Annotated in this window: 13 protein-coding genes and 1 pseudogene; 6 read left to right on the top strand and 8 right to left on the bottom strand. The window is 70.5% G+C overall.

Going from position 1 to position 15,867, the window contains the following annotated elements; genetic code table 11:
* Positions 1-128 precede the first annotated feature (128 nt).
* From ACFVHI_RS03585 to ACFVHI_RS03575, 3 genes and pseudogenes are all read left to right on the top strand, one after another.
* Positions 129-230, top strand: a pseudogene (locus ACFVHI_RS03585) (LPXTG cell wall anchor domain-containing protein); the annotation flags it as partial.
* Positions 231-324: 94 nt separating this feature from the next.
* The gene (locus ACFVHI_RS03580; protein ID WP_380335395.1) at positions 325-1,944 is read left to right on the top strand and encodes a hypothetical protein; all 1,620 of its coding nucleotides are present in this window, start codon (positions 325-327) and stop codon (positions 1,942-1,944) included.
* Positions 1,945-2,897: 953 nt separating this feature from the next.
* Positions 2,898-4,580: a DEAD/DEAH box helicase gene (locus ACFVHI_RS03575; protein ID WP_380335392.1), complete on the top strand. Its 1,683-nt coding sequence runs from the start codon at positions 2,898-2,900 to the stop codon at positions 4,578-4,580.
* A gap of 87 nt (positions 4,581-4,667) precedes the next feature.
* Here ACFVHI_RS03575 and ACFVHI_RS03570 read toward each other — a convergent pair whose 3' ends face one another.
* The 7 genes from ACFVHI_RS03570 to ACFVHI_RS03540 form a co-directional block, all read right to left on the bottom strand.
* Positions 4,668-5,630, bottom strand: coding sequence for a hypothetical protein (locus ACFVHI_RS03570; RefSeq protein WP_380335390.1), 963 nt, complete (start codon positions 5,628-5,630; stop codon positions 4,668-4,670).
* A 197-nt stretch (positions 5,631-5,827) separates the two neighbouring features.
* Entirely contained in the window at positions 5,828-6,259 is a 432-nt protein-coding gene (locus ACFVHI_RS03565) for an NUDIX domain-containing protein (protein ID WP_380335388.1), read from the bottom strand.
* 34 nt (positions 6,260-6,293) lie between these two features.
* A complete protein-coding gene (locus ACFVHI_RS03560; RefSeq protein WP_380335387.1) occupies positions 6,294-7,088 on the bottom strand; it encodes an SDR family NAD(P)-dependent oxidoreductase in 795 nt (264 codons plus the stop codon).
* Complete coding sequence (locus tag ACFVHI_RS03555; RefSeq protein WP_380335385.1) at positions 7,066-8,196, bottom strand: hypothetical protein; 1,131 nt, start codon at positions 8,194-8,196, stop codon at positions 7,066-7,068. Before ACFVHI_RS03555 ends, ACFVHI_RS03560 begins: the two co-directional genes overlap by 23 nt.
* The gene (locus ACFVHI_RS03550) at positions 8,193-10,115 is read right to left on the bottom strand and encodes a nucleotidyltransferase domain-containing protein (protein ID WP_380335383.1); all 1,923 of its coding nucleotides are present in this window, start codon (positions 10,113-10,115) and stop codon (positions 8,193-8,195) included. Before ACFVHI_RS03550 ends, ACFVHI_RS03555 begins: the two co-directional genes overlap by 4 nt.
* Positions 10,116-10,465: 350 nt before the next feature.
* Positions 10,466-10,612: a hypothetical protein gene (locus ACFVHI_RS03545; protein ID WP_380335381.1), complete on the bottom strand. Its 147-nt coding sequence runs from the start codon at positions 10,610-10,612 to the stop codon at positions 10,466-10,468.
* 32 nt (positions 10,613-10,644) lie between these two features.
* Positions 10,645-11,073, bottom strand: coding sequence for an ATP-binding protein (locus ACFVHI_RS03540; RefSeq protein WP_380335379.1), 429 nt, complete (start codon positions 11,071-11,073; stop codon positions 10,645-10,647).
* 224 nt (positions 11,074-11,297) lie between these two features.
* Here ACFVHI_RS03540 and ACFVHI_RS03535 point away from each other — a divergent pair, with 224 nt between their 5' ends.
* A complete protein-coding gene (locus ACFVHI_RS03535; protein ID WP_380335376.1) occupies positions 11,298-12,662 on the top strand; it encodes a hypothetical protein in 1,365 nt (454 codons plus the stop codon).
* Positions 12,663-13,185: 523 nt separating this feature from the next.
* On the opposite strand, the gene ACFVHI_RS03530 is transcribed toward ACFVHI_RS03535, so the two are convergent.
* Positions 13,186-13,824: an ATP-binding protein gene (locus ACFVHI_RS03530; protein WP_380335373.1), complete on the bottom strand. Its 639-nt coding sequence runs from the start codon at positions 13,822-13,824 to the stop codon at positions 13,186-13,188.
* Positions 13,825-14,053: 229 nt separating this feature from the next.
* Between ACFVHI_RS03530 and ACFVHI_RS03525 the strand changes: the two genes are divergently transcribed.
* Together ACFVHI_RS03525 and ACFVHI_RS03520 are read left to right on the top strand one after the other, a co-directional pair.
* Complete coding sequence (locus ACFVHI_RS03525) at positions 14,054-14,884, top strand: hypothetical protein (protein WP_380335370.1); 831 nt, start codon at positions 14,054-14,056, stop codon at positions 14,882-14,884.
* 226 nt (positions 14,885-15,110) lie between these two features.
* Positions 15,111-15,866, top strand: coding sequence for a YcnI family protein (locus ACFVHI_RS03520; RefSeq protein ID WP_063348370.1), 756 nt, complete (start codon positions 15,111-15,113; stop codon positions 15,864-15,866).
* Position 15,867: the final 1 nt, after the last annotated feature.

The following is a 15,867-nucleotide window of genomic DNA, read 5'->3' as shown; positions in this document are numbered from 1 at the left end:
CGTCGGTTATGGAGCTCGCCACCAACGTCTCGGTCAGCGGCAGCGGCAGCGGCAGCCTCGCCGTCGTACCGCGCTCCCCCGGCGGCAGCTGGTAGCCCACCACCGCACCCGGCCACCTCGCCGACACCGGCGCGGGCACCGCCACCCGCCCCCTCGCCATCGCCGGCACCACCGCCGTCCTCCTCGGCGCCGCCCTCCTCCTCACCACCCGCCGCCGCACCCACACCTGATCCCGCCCACCGGAAATGCGCGGGAAGAACTCCCGGGGTGGCTGTTAACATCACGGCCTGGAAAGTGCATCACCTGGCCGAACAGGACCACCCCGTGCCCGACAACGAGTTCCTGAGGCGTTTTCGCCCGACCTCTTCGCGAGAGCGGAATCGAATTCCCGAACAACGCGCAGCAGATCCCGCCGAAGACGGATCGACGGACAGCGCGACACTACCCGCGCAGAAATTCGACACCCGGGTCAGAGTCTCGCTGTCCGTCGAATCCGCGGAGAGCGAATACATCGCAGCCGCCCTCAGAGAGGCCGGGTGGAATCTCACGAGAGACACCAGGACTCACAGTCCCCACACGGCCGAGGGCCGCCAGGGTCTCGATTCCCACTGGCTGGTCGACGTCCCGCTGGTCGGAATCTCCCGAGGTGCGGAACGGGTCGCCACGTTGGAGGTCGTCAACCTTCTCGAACCACACGGCCTGCTGTTCGACATCCGCGGCGCCTGGGTCCTCCAGCCCAGCGCCGTACGCTCCGCCGTCTACCACGTCCACCGACGGCTGCCACGACGGGAGGGCCTTCGCGGCAGGGTCGACCGGATCCGGATCGCAATGGGACTGCGCGACACCGGCGAAGTGATCCACGCCGCCTCGCACCGCGAGGCGGCAGAGGAGTTCTCCCGTCGCCGGCACCTTCCTAACCCACCCGCCCGGCCCGCACGCTCCGGCTTGCGCCTGCCGTTCCCCGTCCCAGCGGACCGTTCCCCGGAGAACGGCAAGCGGTACTGGATCCGCCAGGACCGAATCGCGCTCTACCTGCCCCTCGGTGTGTGGATCGGCGGCACCTCGATCGTCATCGCGTCCGAGCCCCGGTGGACTCCGGCCACCGAGCACCTGGCCGGGCTCTCCGCGTTCGCGCTGGTCTACACGCTGCTGCTCTACCTGTCGTTTCCCCATCTCGACCGGCCTGTCCCGGCAGCCGCCAAATCTGCGGTCGCCACGGTGTTCGCCGCCATAGGAATCGCCATCGGCATCTCACTCGGCGAGAACCAGATCGTCACACCACTGTCGAGATTCGCTCCACTGTACCTGGTGTTCGTCGTCTTCGGACTCCGCCACCTGATTCGCGGAACCGGTCCGGAAAGGCTGGTCCTCTGGGCCGTTCCGATTGCCATCTCGCTGGCACCGCCACTTCTCCGAATGGTCGGCGACCTCTCCTATGGTTCCTATCTGAAGAAATTCGGAATGAAGATGGCCGATGTCAACCTGTCCACCATGGACCAGGTGACCCCGACCACCAGACCCCTGGCCATCGGAATCGCCTCTGTCCTTCTGATCCTGGCCGGCGTGGGGTACTTCCGGCAGCTTCACGTCGATCTCGGCAAACTGATTGTCGTCCCGCTGGTCCTGCTCTACGGCCTGGTGGTGATCGTCTCGGCGACCGAGAACGGAAGCCGCTCCGCCGACGGTGCCCGCCCCCAGGTCTCTGCCGGAAAGCCGCCCTCGGCGTTCCACGCGCTCACCGCCCGTGCCGTCTGTGTCAGGCCGACGAGCGCAGCCGCGGCCGTCCAAGGGGAGCCTCTGGTTACCGGACGTCCACTTCTCACCTTCGACCCCCTCGCCCCCCGGGTCGCACTGTTCGACCCGGCGACCAACGGGGTGACTCGCGTTCAGGCGTCGACCGCTGTGCTGGTGACCGTCGCCGACCTCAGGAGTCCCTGCCCCTAGGGCTCGACTCGCGCAGGCCAGGCCGGATGTCCCCACCAGTGGTGCCGACCATCGCACCATGGGTGGCGGTATAGGGCAGGCCGTAGCGGACACCCTTGCCTTCCACCTAACCGACGAACGCGCCGAACGAAGGGGAAGGCCTCCACTATGCGCGCAATCGGTGGCGAGAGCCACAGGCCACCGCGACTCGAAGTTCTGGCTGCTGCAGTCGCGGCGGCATACACCGCTGGCTACGCCGCAGGCACCGGCGGCTGGGCCGAGCAGTGGATGGGGCCGTGACCGTGGCGGTGGTTGCCTGGGCCAGGGAACGTTGGCGCCGTTGACGCGCCTGTGGCTGCCAACCGGCGAGAGCACCGACCACTCCCTGGTCCATGCTCCGCTGTTTTCTCTTGCCCGGGCCCTCGACGTTCCTTGGCTGTTAGGGCATCAGCGCTACGACGCCGCCCGCAGCAGCGCGCCGTCCTGTCACTTGAGGATCTTTTGATCACTACAGGCCCGTGACCTGCGGGTTCGTCCCGCAAAGTGCCGCTGACCAGGCGAAACTACCTTCAGTAGTTCGCACTGGTCAGTGGCACTTTTGGCTCTCATGTGCCCCAGATGTGACCTGGGGCCGCCCGGTTCAGCTCACCACCACCCCGCCACCGTACGGAGCACCTGGATGAGTCGGCGCCTGGAGTAACGAGGGGGCGCACGCCGTTGCTGTGCGCCGTTCGGGTGATGCTGGGCGCTCCAAGGGATCCCTCAGCGCCCCCCTTCAACGCGGATAGACCACTCCTGCGTTGGTCTACGGTGCCATGTTGTGAACCTCGCGGAGCTCCGACAGCAGCCCAGGTTCTACCTGGTGATCAGCGGCGGCTGGAGCACAGTTGCCGATCCTGCGCCCGCGCTGGTCGCCTGACCACGGTGATGCCCGCAGTAGTCGCGGGGCGCAGTCCCGACTGGAGGTTCGGCACGTGCGGTTGCGGCAGTGGCAGGACGGCGGCCTGCGCAAATTCCTGGGGACAAATCGCGACTTCCTGGCAGTGGCTACCCCGGGCGCAGGCAAGACCGCATTCGCGCTGCTCGCCGCCCAAGCGATGATGGACCGCGGCGAGATCAGTTGGGTCGTTGTTGTCGTGCCGACCGACCACCTGAAGGGACAGTGGGCCAGAGCCGCAGCGGGACCGGGCATCAAGCTCAACCCAACCTTCAAGAACGCCAGAAGGAACACCGCAACCGACTATGACGGCGTGGTGACGACGTACCAGTCCGTGGCGGCCGACCCGTCTGTGTGGTCCCGCATGGCCAACCAGTCCGGTCGGCCATGCCTGGTAGTCCTGGACGAGGTGCACCACGCTGGGGACGCTCAGCACCTCGCATGGGGATCGGCGCTGTTCGAGGCGTTCAGCGACGCGCACAGGCGGCTCATGCTGTCCGGCACTCCGTTTCGGACCGACGCAAAGCCGATCCCGTTCCTTCGCTACGACGAGGAACGCCGGGTAATCCCTGACATCAACTATGACTACGGCATGGCTCTGCAGGACCAGGACGTTGTTCGACCCGTCGTTTTCCCGGCCCTGGACGGCGAGGCCAGATGGCGGCTGGCGTCCGAGCACGCGACGGCAAGGAAGCTGTCCGAAACCGATCCACGGACAATCTCGCACGCCCTTACCGCCGCCCTTGACCCGGAAAAGAATTGGATTCCCTCGACCCTGCGCCGCGCCAACGACGAGCTGTCGCTGATCCGGCAGGACACTCCGGATATCGGCGGGCTGGTTCTTGCCACTGATCAAAAGCACGCCCGAAAATACGCTGCGATCCTCGAAAGCCTTACGGGAGAGCCTGCCACGCTTGCAATCTCGGACAAGCCTCTCGCGTCGAGGAGCATTTACGAGTTTTCCACCGGTTCGTCCCGTTGGATTGTCGCCGTCCAGATGGTCGCCGAGGGTGTCGACATTCCACGCCTGGGAGTGATCGTCTATGCGACCCGCACTCGCACGGAGCTCTTTTTCCGTCAGGTCGTAGGCCGCTGCATCCGGCGCCGTGGAGAAGACGACGACCTGTATGCACGTGTGTTCATCCCAACCATCCAGCCACTCCTTGAGCCCGCTGCGCGGATCGAATTGACCGTCCAGCACGTGCTGCGCGATCAGGAGGAAAGGATTCGGACACGCCACACCAGCAGCGAATCTGCCGATAGAGCAATTCCCTCCACAGTAACTCCCCCGCGCAAGTTGGAGGTGATCGGCACCTCAAATTCCATTCACCCGTACACAATCAACAAGGGTGAGGCCATTGGCGAGTCTCTGCTCCTACAGGCTCGACGCTTGGGGCAAGAAGCTGGCCTGCCAATCAGTTCCGAACCTTCTGCCATTGTCCGCCTGATGCGTTTGGCTGGGGTCCGTACGGGCGACGGCAGGCCCTGGCCAGTCGTGAAGGAACAGACTCTGGCCGAACAGAAGATGGAGTTGCGGCTGGTCGTTAATCGCAAGGTGGGACACCTAGCTGCTCTGAGGCGCCAGCCTCATAGTGAGATCCACCGCAGCCTCCACGATTTCTTCCACGAGGACAACATCGAGCAGGCCACCATGCACACACTGAACGAGCGCCTCGTCATCCTCGATGGTTGGATCCACGACGCGAAGCCAACCAGCTGAAGGCCGACACCAGAACCAAGGCCCTCATCCTTCGCCGCGGAACAAGTCCTCAGGCAGCGGCATCAACGCCAGCACGGCGATGAGCGCCTATCGGGCGGCTACGGCGGCGAACTGCCCGATGATCAGCGTCGACCTGGCAGCGAGCATGGCTGCCCGGACACGCGCGGCTCCGGCAGCAGCTACAGCCGCCCCATCGCCGACCTGGACCGTCCGCCCGCCGAGGCCCGCACACGCGGCACAGATGCCCCGGCGCGGCAGCGGGTCGTGGCACTTGGTGCACTCAGCGTACCGGGGCTTCACGGGCTGCTGCGGGGCCCGCACAGGCGGCATCTTGCGTTGCAGGCGGCTGCGGAGCACGCCGACCGGAGAGTGCAGGGGCACGGGCAGGCCGGGCAGCAGGGCCTGGGCCAGCTCCTGGGTTGTGCTGCCGCGCTCCAGCCACTGGGCGACGATTGGCGCCAGCTCCGTGGCTTCGGCCTCGCCCAGCCGCAGGCGCGGCTCCGGACGAATCACCCGAAACAGCGTGACCACTGCCTCGCGGACCTGCTCGTCCGGTACGGCCGGAGTCTCCTGGTCGATGGTCTGGCCCTCCTCCCGCCCTTCTGGCCGGTCGGCGGTGTCCCCGGCAGCGGCCGACTGCTGGTCGGCCTGCTCGGCGGGGTGGGAGGGTTCTTGGTACCGGTTCTTTACAAGAGGGACGCCAGCACTGCCGGTGGTCGCTCTACCGGAGACCGGACGGGTGGTACTCGGCAGCGCGAGCTGCGGGGTGTCGTAGACGTGGGTCTCGGTGCGGATCGTCCCGTCCGGCATGCGGATCTTCTCGACCCGGTAGTACCCGGCCTCGGTCAGCTCCTTCAGGGCCTTGCTGATCGCGCCGCGCCCCTGCGGGCTGGTGTCGGCCATGTGCCGGCCATCCTCGCGCCAGCCGTCCGGGCGGGAGAGGAGGTCCGTGAGCAGGCCGCGGGCGGTGTAAGACAGCCGCCGGTCCTGCAGGAGGCCGTTGGGCAGCACGGTGAAGTTGCGCACGTGGGCGCTACGATGGACACGCATCGGGAGGTTGCACTCCTGTTGCCGGACCCCGGGGTGTTGGTAGCACCGCCGGGGTCGCCTATTTTCGGTTGGACCACGGAACGTACCACGTCACTCGCCGCACCAAGGTCCTTTTGCCGCAGCGGTCTTGATCACATCAAGGACCATCGCTTCGCGTGGATGTCGGGCGGCCGAGCCGACCCGGCCGCCTTTTGCGGTCAGCGGGCGGCGAGGAGTTCCCCTCGCTCGACGGCGTCGCGCAGGATGGCCGCGAAGTCCTGGGGCAGGAGGTTGACCGTGTCGAGGGCGTTGGCGGTCAGAGGGATCTCTTCGAGGATGTACTCGCCTCGGCCTTCCTGGCTGAACTCAGGGCCGGTGCGGTCCTCGAAGCTCCACTTCTTGATGGTGGCGAGGTAGAAGTCCTGGCGCTCGTCGTCCGTCTCGATGGTGTGGAGGAGGCTGACGATCTCGGCCTCGCCCGCGATCTCCTCGCGGACCTCGCGCAGCAGGGCCTCCTCGGGGCTGGCGTCGGTCGGTTCGATCTTGCCGCCGACGATCACCCAGTACGGGTCGATGCCGGGGCGGATGCGCTTGATCAGCAGCATGGTGTCGTTCGGGGTGAGGAGGACGGCGCGGACGCGGTGCTGCATGGTGCCCTGCTTCCTGTTCGATGGGACGGGCCGGTCAGTGGAGGATCCAGCCGCCGTCGACGTGCAACGACTGGCCGGTGATGAAGGACGCGCTCGGCCCGGCGAGGAAAGCGACCGCGGCGGCGACGTCCTCGGGGCGGCCCCGGCGCTGGACGCACTGGCGGCGGATCTGGTCCTCGGGCCGGGCGCGGTGGTGGGCGGGCAGGTCGTTCTCCGCCTCGACCTGGATGGCCCCGGGTACGACAGTGTTCACGCAGATGCCAGCCGGTCCAAGTTCCCTGGCCAGCGACCTGGTGAGGCCGAGGAGTCCGGCCTTGGCGGTGCTGTAGGCGGTGAGTCCGGGGCGGCCGGCACGCGCGTTGACGCTGCCGATGTTGATGACCCGGCCCCATCGGCGCTCGGCCATGCCCGGCGTGATGGCACGGCAAGTGCGGTAGTGGATAGTCAGGTTGGACTCGATGGCGCGCGCCCACTCATCCTCACCGAGTTCGTCCCACGGGATGCGGGGGTAGGCGCCCGCGTTGTTGACGAGGATGTCGATCGGGCCGAGTTCGGACTCGACCTGACTGGCCAGGGCGGCAACGGCGTTGGGGTCGGTGAGGTCGGCGCTGACCTCGATGCCGTGCAGGCCCTCGCACCGCACGTCGGCGAGCGCGGTGCGGGCCCGGCGGATCTGCGCGAGGTGGTTGACGGCGACGGAGGCACCGGCGGCGGCGAGCGCTCGGCTGGTTGCAGCGCCGATCCCGGTGGCTCCGCCGGTGACCAGGGCCACCCGGCCCTGGAGCGGCAGGGCGGCGATGGGCAGTTCAAGCGGCGTGGGTGTGGTCATGGTCGGTCCGATCGTCGGGGCCGGTGGCCGGCGCGGGCTGGGTGCAGGTGAAGGTCTCGCAGACGGCCTCGGGCTGCTGGGTCTCGGTGAGCTTGGCCAGGAGCAGGAGGAGGTCGTGGCCGGTGAAGCGGCGGGGCGGGATGACGCCGAGGATTCGCAGGGTGAGGAAGTGGCGGATCTGGGCGAGGAAGCGGTCCGGGGCCAGTCCGGCGGCGGGCGCGAGGTCGGCGCGAACGCGCTTCAGCAGGCGGTCGATTGCGGCCTGACGCCCGACTCCGACCGCCCAGGTGTAGCGGACTTCCAGGCGGCGGTGCCGCTCGTCGTGGTCGACGTGTTCGAGGTGCGGGGTGGTGACCGGCGGCAGGTGCAGCGGGAGGGTGCGGGCGTACACCTCGGGCTGGTAGGTCGGTACGAGCCAGCCGCCCATGCCGAGCAAGTACCAGAGGAGGATGGCGATTTCCCCGGCGAGCGTGTTACGGCCGGCGTACTGGAAGTCGAGCCAGCACAGCGGGTCGGCGATGTTCGGCTCGGTCGGGTCGCCCTGGGTGAGCGCGGTGACCCAGGTACGGGCGGAGCAGAGCGTTTCGCGGGCTTCCCAGACGATGGCGGGCAGGTCGAGCGGCATCGGGACGCCGTTGACGACGAAGATGTGGCCGGTGAGGGCGTGTACGGGCAGCGGCTGGCCGGTGCGCGAGACGGGGACGGCGAGGCGGCCGGACAGGTACCAGGTGTCGATCCGCCCGCCGGGGCGGATGCGGTCCAGGTAGAGGCCGGGCACGCAGGCCGAGAGCGGCGCGGCGCTTCCGCTGTCGGCGACGGCGGCGAGCAGGCTGTCGCAGACGGCGTCGATCAGCGTGGTGACCCGTGGCAGGGCGCTCGGGTACCGGTCGGCGGTAGCGATGACGTCGCCGAGCAGCATGGTGCACCGGCCGGTGGCGAACACGTCCTCGTAGGCCACGACGTGCTTGCCGCCTGCCCGGCTGTGGCCCAGTAGTTGGGGCACCGGCAGGGTGCGTGCGGTGGCCTGCCAGCCCTGGACCTCGGCCTGCGCTGCGGCGGGGGCGAGGATCTTGCGGAAGGCCGGGACAGAAGTGGCGGGGCCGTTCATGCGCGGCTCGTCGGCAGGGCGATGGTGGCCAGCCAGTGGCCCAGGACGATGTTGGCCAGCTCCACCGCCTTCTCGCGGTCCTCGCGGGCCTGGCGACGCAGGTCGGCGTCGGTGGCGGGCTCGCGGTCGAGGAAGACGCCCAGCGCATCGTCGTCCGAGGCACGCTCGGTGCCCTCGAAGCGCAGCATCACCTTGGCCAGCAGAGCGGTGATCTTGAACAGGGCGCGGAGGTCGGGGGCTCCCTTGAGGATCTGGCGGCGGATCTCGATGGCGGCCTGTACGCCGGCCTCGACGCTGACCGCCACGTCGCCGGCCGCGTCCGGGGCGGGGAGGGCCAGGCCGGGGCGGCACCACAGCGGCACGAGGGAGCCGGAGCCGATCAGCATGAGGACGTGCAGCAGGCGGGAGGTGACCGCCCCGGTGCGGCACTCGTCCTGGGTCAGCACGGTCAGGCCGAGCTTGACGCCACCGAGTTCGGCTTCGAGTTCGGCGAGGGCCTGCCGGAGCCCGGGGAGGCTGTCCTGCTCGGCGACGACGAAGACGTCCAGGTCGGACCACCCGTGCTGGTACTTGCCGCGCGCTCCGCTGCCGGTTACGGCGAGGAGGTCGATGACGGGCGGCGCCTGGACGGTGGTGCGGTCTAACAGCCCGGAGAGGTAGGACTCCAGGTGGACGGGCAGGCCCAGCGTGTTCACCGGCATGGTGGCCGGCCTGCGCAGCGGCCACCGGCGGGCCAGGGCGATCCCGTCGAGGCGGCGCTCCAGGTGCAGGCGGCTGTGGTTGTTGTCGATGACCTCCTGCGCGATCGAGGCGACCCCAGCCGCACCGCGGCGGGCCTTGACGGCGTCGCGCTCGACCACGTCCTCGGGCCCGGCGGTGCCGCGCTCGGCGCGGACCTGCGGCGTCGCGTCGACGTAGACGACGGTCAGTTGCTCGCCGAGCATCCGCCGCAGCTCGGCGGTCGCGTCCTGGTCGTGCAGGGACTCGACGGTGACGTGGTCGAGGAAGTGGTGGGCCGCGCAGTAGCGGTCGAGGCCGTCGACCAGCAGCTCGGCCCGCACCACGGCCGGGAGCTCGTACGGGTCAGCGATGCCGGCGCGCTGGGCGGCGTCCTCGATCAGGTAGCCGATCTTGAGGCGCGCGTACCCGTGCCTGACCCGCAGGTACTCGCCCGCCGTGCTCTTGCCGCTCTCCGACATGCCACCGAGCGCGACCACCCGCACGCCGGGAAGGGCGCGGGACGGCACGAGCGGGGCGATCGGATGCAGGCGCTGGCGGATCTCGTCCTGGACGGCCACGACCCGGCGCTCGCCGACCACGATGGTCTCCGCCCACCTGCCTTCGGCGACGAGCCGGTGCACCTGAAGGTGGAGGTGCCGCTGGTAGTCCGCGTAGGCCGGGGTGACCTGCCGCTCGTGGGAGAGGCTGCGGGAAGTGCCGATCACCGGGTCGTCGTCGTGCAGGAGCACGATGCCGTACTCGGCCGCCTCGGCGGCCCGCACGTCGGCGGCGTACGGATCGAGGAGCTTGCGCGCCCGGTCGGCGGCCTCGTCGGGGCTGAGACGCTCGCGCACCGCGACGGTGGCTGCCAGTGACGCCTCCAGCATCGGGATGCCCCGGTCCATCAGACGCACGGGCGCGGCGGCGGGCCTGCGGGAACGTTCCAGGTAGGAGCTGGCGAGGACGTCGGCGACCTCCTCGACCGGGCCGCACTCGAACCACCAGGCGCCCATCCCCAGGGCCTTGATGGCGCCCCAGCGCGGGTCGTAGTCGTCCAGCGGTCCAGTGGCATGTGCGGCGGGACCGAGACGGCGGGTCAGGATGCCGATCTGCTTGGTCTTGCCGACGTTGTCGGGACCGCTGACCGCGATCGTGACGGGTCGGGAAGGCGTGGGGTCGTGCTCAGGGGAGATGGACACGATTTCCTCCGGGTGGTGCACAACATCTGTGGGGCGGTGGACGGCCCTCGGCCGGACGCCGCGAGGACGCCCGGCCGAGGGCTGGATCGGGCTAGCGGCCCGGGTACGGCGGCTGCGGGATCGGCGGGGCCGGGGGCGGAGGCGGCGGGGGCGGGGGAGGCTGGGGGGCCTCCAAGATCGGGACCGCGGTTTGCGGCACGGCGAATCTCCCTTCGGCGTGACGGGTTTCCGACCTGGCGGGGTGCCGAGGCCGGCGAATGTGGGCGGCTCCGGCTGCGGGGGTTCACCCGGAGCCGCCGGTCCCGCCTCGGGCCTTCGCGCGGCGGATGCCCGAGGCGGGGGTACTGGGGTCAGACGGACGGCGTGTCTGGAACCGACGCAGCGAAACCAGCGCGGTCCATGGCGTCCGCCTTGACGTGGTGCTGGATCAGGACCGACAGCAACCCGAGGACGACGGCGTGGCCGAGTGCCCACAGCCCGGTGAGCGCGGTGCCCACAGGATCGCGGTCTGTGCTGCGGTGTCGGCCGCTCACGCCTGGTCCACGGCGATGTCCGCCCACGTCGTCTTTCCGTGCGGCTCCAGGTCGACGCCCCAGACAACGGCCAATCGGTCGACCAGGGCCAAGCCACGGCCGGACTCCGCGTCGTGGGCGGCGCCGATCAGGACCGGCAGGGCGCAGGATCCGTCCCGTACGGAGATCCGCACGGCCTGGCCGGCGCGGTTGGTCATCGGGGCGACGCCGACCCGCATCTCGGTCAGGCAGCCGGTCTTGACCGCGTTGGAGACCAGCTCTGTGACGACCAACTCGGCGTCGTCGGCCAGGTGACCCAGCTCCCAGTCCGCGAGCGCGTCGCGGACCAGCCGACGCGCCGCAGAGGCAGACTGCGGCGCGTACGGCAGTTTGGCCATGGCAGGGCGTGCGAGTGGTTCCGTTCTGATCAGCATCTCGGTGGTCACGGTCCGCTCCTGGTCGCCAGGGCTGCATACTCCGGACAGCGGGGGCTGTCCGGGTGGCAGCGGTCGGAGTCAGCCGCCCGGAGCTTCCCCGGAGCCGGTGTCGACTCTCGACCCGGGCGGCTGACACCAAGTCAACCGATGCTCCGTCGTCCAAGTCCCTGTCTAGGACGGTCGGTTGTCTTTACCGTGTTTACCGCCACCCGGCGCCGAGGAAGGGAGTGGTCATGGCACAGCCTGTGACGAACCACCAGCTCGAAGTGGCCATTGCCGACGCCGACATGACCTTCGACGCCCTCGCCCGAGGCGTCGTCCGCGTGGCGGCCGAGGTCGGTGTCCACCTGCGGACGAACCCGTCCACGGTCCACAAGTGGCTGCGCGGCGCCGATCCGGAGGGCGACACTCCTGCTTTCATCTGTGAGGCGCTGTTCCGCAAGACGGGACGGCTCTACACCCCAACCGAACTCGGGCTACGGTCGGTGGAAGAATCCGATCCGGGCCTCGGGCTGTCCATCGGCCCCGACCCGGTGGGCGTCCTCGCACGGGTGTGGAGAGCTGACTTGGACCGACGAAAGTTCCTGGCCGCCTCGGCATACTCCGTCGCCGCGATGCACCTGCCGCTGGACCACGTCCGCGAGAGCGCAGAACGAACCGCAGCCGTCCGAGGAGGCGCCGTCGCCGGAGCCGCCGAGGTCGCCGCCGTCCGCGACATGATCAGCATGTTCACCGAGATCGACGAGCGCCACGGCGGCCAGCACGGCCGCTCCGCCCTGATCCAGTACCTGCGGTCCGACGTCGCCGCCCTGTGCCGGGGCACCTTCCGCACCCACGAGGACCGCCAGCAGATGCTCTCCGCCGCAGCGGTCGGCGTGCACCTTGCCGGCTGGAAGGCGTACGACGCCGGCGAGCAGGGCCTCGCCCAGCGGTACTACCACCAGTCCTACGCCCTCGCCGTCGAGTCCGGGATCACCGGCCACGACGCCTTCGTCCTGCGTACCCTCGCCCAGCAGGGCATGAAGCTCCGCCACCCTTCCAAGACCTTCGCACTGTCCGAGACCGCTCTGTCCCGTGTCGCCGGTCGCGTGGACGCCGCGACCGAGGCACTGTTCACCATCACCCACGCCCATGGCCTGGCGGCCACCAACCAACGCCGCCCCGCCGTTCAGGCCGTCCAGCGGGCTCGGGACTTGCTGGAGGCTGCTGGCGGCGACGCCATGCCGTACTGGGCCCTCTCCTGGGGCCCGGCGCGTGCCACGGTCAACTCCCGCAGCGCCAAGGTCTTCTCCCGACTCGGCGACCGGAAGGGCGCTGCAGAGAACTTCGCGGCGGCGGCGGCCAACCGCCCGGCTTCGACCTACGCGAGGATCCTCGCGCTCGACCTAGTGGATCAGGCCAAGATGGAACTCGCTGACGGCGGCATCGAGCAGGCATGCGGGACCTGGAACCACGCGCTCGATGCCATGGCCGGCGTGCAGTCCGTCCGCACCCGCCGTTCGGTGATGGAGATGCGCAAGAGCCTCGCCCAGTTCAAGAGCCGGGGCGTTTCGGCCGCCCAGGAACTCGACGCGCGGGCCGCCGCCTTCCTAGCGTGATCAGCCTGTCGCCGGACCGGCCGCACGCCCGCCGTGCCCCTCCGTGTCGGTGGCGGCCGCAAGCACACAAGACGTCCGGCGGCCGGGATGGTTCCCAGCCGCCGGCACGACTCGAAGCCGAGCACCGGGTTCGTCCCGATGGGGCGGCAGGCCCAGGAAGTACTGCTCCGACGCCTACCGGCAGGCTGCCTACCGTGCACGCCGAAAGCCCGCAACCCAGGGGCTGGCGGTACCTCCCCAGGGAGCGAGCGAGAGCTGACAAGGGCCAGTACGACTATGGTGTGTCTCCTTGAGGTCTGCCCGGATTCGCGGTCCGGACGTACACCCATCTGATGCCGACGAGCGAGTCCCGGACGCGTTCCGCGATCGACAGGGTGCTTCCGAGTTCGGAGGCGGGGCACTCTGCGCCGAAATCCGAGGGCATGTGCCCCACGTGTGACCTGGCGGCCTGATCCCTACCTCGCACTCACCGCGACGTGGGCCCCGATAGTGGCCATTCGTGCAGGTCAGAGGGATATCGGTGCTACGAGGCGGCCTGCAGCAAGGCGCCGTCCTGCCACTTGAGGATCTTGTCGAAGCTCACGATGGCGCCCCGGAGCGGGTGGTTGCGGAGCTGGACGTGGTCGGTGAGGGCGTGGATGAGGAAGAGGCCGCGGCCGGATTCGGCGGTGAGGTCCGGGAGGGCGTCGAGGTCCACGGGGCGCAGCGTGGGCGCCGCGGGGCGGGCGGGGAGGACGTGGGTGTCGTAGGGGTGGCCGTCGCGCCGGGGCTGGTGGGCGGTGAGGACCCGGGCCGGGACGGTGGCGCGGCCGCGGCGGGGGCGGCGGTGCGCGGCCGGGCGGGGCGGCGGCGGAGGGACGGGGCGGCGGCGCAGCGCCGGGGCGGGGGTGCCGACGGGGCCGGGCAGGCCGGGGCCGGAGTCGGTGACCTCGATCCGCAGGCGGTCGCCGCTGATCGAGGCGGTGACCTGGAAGCCGTCGTCGGGCCGCCCGCCGGCGCCGTGCTCGACGGCGTTGGCGCAGGCCTCGCTGAGGGCGACGCCGAGGTCGTGGGCGATCTGCGGGTCGACGCCCGCCGTCGCCATGGCACCGAGCAGGATGCGCCGGGCCAGCGGGACGCTGGCCGGGTCGCGCTTGAGGTGCAGAGTCCACCAGATGTCCACGGGAGGTCCCTCCTGGCTGCGGCTCCACATACAACTAGGTATCTCCGGGCGATTCGGCGGTGAACCGTGCCCGGGGCCCGCTGCCGCCCGTTCGGCGGATGGACTGAGGCCGTGGATTGTGCCGAGTGGCGCACTCTCCGGCCTGCACGCCGCTGCCGAACGGGGCATTCGTAGGGATTTCCCACCCTGCCCACGCGGGCGAGGTAGGCGGTGAGATGATGTCTCGGCCATGACTGCCCTCCCCGCCGCCCCGCTCCCGGGCGCCCTCGCACCGGATGCGCCGGTGGGGGCCGCCGCCTGGGACCTGCGGCTTGCCCGGGCCGTCCCGTTCGCCCTGGTGTGCACGCTGATAGCGGCCGCCGGGCACGCCCTGGCGGGTGGCGGGAACGTGCCGCCGGCCGCGTTGGCGACGGGCTTCGCCGCGGTGCTGGTGCTCGCGGTGGCCTGCGGCGGGCGGGAGCGTTCGCTGACGGCCATCGCCGGTGCGCTGGGTGCGGGTCAGCTCGGGCTGCACTGCCTGTTCCACAGCTTCAACGGCCACGCCGCGATCGGCGGCATGGCCGGCATGCACCACGGCGGCTCCGGTCCGCTGACCCTGCCGACCGTGGCGGGCCGGCTGATCTGCAACGAGGCGCGCCCCGGCACGCTGGCCGGCCTGCCCGGGAGCCCGACCGCCGAGCAGCTGGTCTCCTCGGCGGGCCTGGACCCGAACGCGTACGCCGTCGCCCCGTGGTGGCAGGGCGGCGTGTTCGGGATGACGCCGTCGATGCTGGCCGGGCACCTGGCCGCCGCGCTGGTGGCGGGCTGGTGGCTGCGGCGTGGTGAGGCGGCGCTGTGGCGGCTGGTGCGGGTGACCGCGTCGGCGGCCCGGGAGCACTGGGCGGCGCCGCTGCGGTCGGCGCTGGTGCTGGTGGCGGCGCTGCTGCGCGGCCTGTTCGGCGCGGCCGGTCCGGCCCGTCGGTTCGGGGTCCGGGGCGGGGAGAGTCCGCTTCCGGCGGGTGCCGCGCTGCGGCACAGCGTGGTGCGGCGCGGTCCGCCGCGCGGGGCCTTCGCGTACTGATCCGGCTCCTGGCGCCCCGTTCGTGTCGGGCCCCGGTCGTGCGCAGCGTCCCCGGGCCGGTCCCGTGTGTCCCCGACATCCCGTGTGTCCCCGACACGCCGACGGCCCCCGGTTTCCGCCCCCACACGTCCCCAGCACGTCCCCACGCGCGGCCCCGCCGAGGCACGGTCTTCCCGTCGCCCGGACGCGGGCCGGTCCGCCGAGCTCCGATCGGAGACACCCCATCATGCGTTCCCTTCCCACCCGCCGTCTCGCCGCCGTCGCCCTCACCGCCGCCGCCTCCGTGGTGGCGCTGGCCGGCCCCGCGTTCGCGCACGTCACCGTGAACCCGGGTGCGGCCGCCCAGGGCGGCTACACGGCCGTCGACTTCCGGGTGCCGAACGAGAGCGACGCCGCCGGCACGGTGAAGCTGGAGGTCAACCTCCCGCTGGACCACCCGCTGGCCTCGGTCCGCACCCTGCCGCTGCCGGGCTGGACCGCGGCCGTCGAGAAGGCGAAGCTCGACAAGCCGATCAAGGTGCACGGCAGCGACGTCAACGAGGCCGTCTCCAAGATCACCTGGACCGCCGACGCCGGCACCAAGATCGCCCCCGGTCAGTTCCAGGAGTTCCGGGTCTCGATCGGCCCGCTGCCGTCCGACGCCGACAGCATGGTCTTCAAGACCCTGCAGACCTACGACAACGGCGACGTCGTCCGCTGGATCGACGAGTCCAAGGACGGCCAGCCCGAGCCGGCCCACCCGGCCCCCGTCCTGAAGCTCACCAAGGCCGCCGCCGGTGAGGACGCCCACGGCGGCGTCACCGCCTCCCCCTCCGCGGGCGCCCACGGCGACAGCGCCGACCACACCGCGGCCCCGGCCGGCGCCAAGTCCAGCGACTCCACCGCCCGGGTGCTCGGCGTGGTCGGCATCGTGGTCGGCGTGATCGGCACCGCCGTCGGCGTGCTCGGCCTGCGCCGCCGGAGCAGCGGCTCCGCCTCCTGAC

Source organism: Kitasatospora sp. NPDC127121 (assembly GCF_042677305.1).
Classification (GTDB): Bacteria; Actinomycetota; Actinomycetes; order Streptomycetales; family Streptomycetaceae; genus Kitasatospora.
This window is presented reverse-complemented; position numbering and strand designations above follow the sequence as displayed.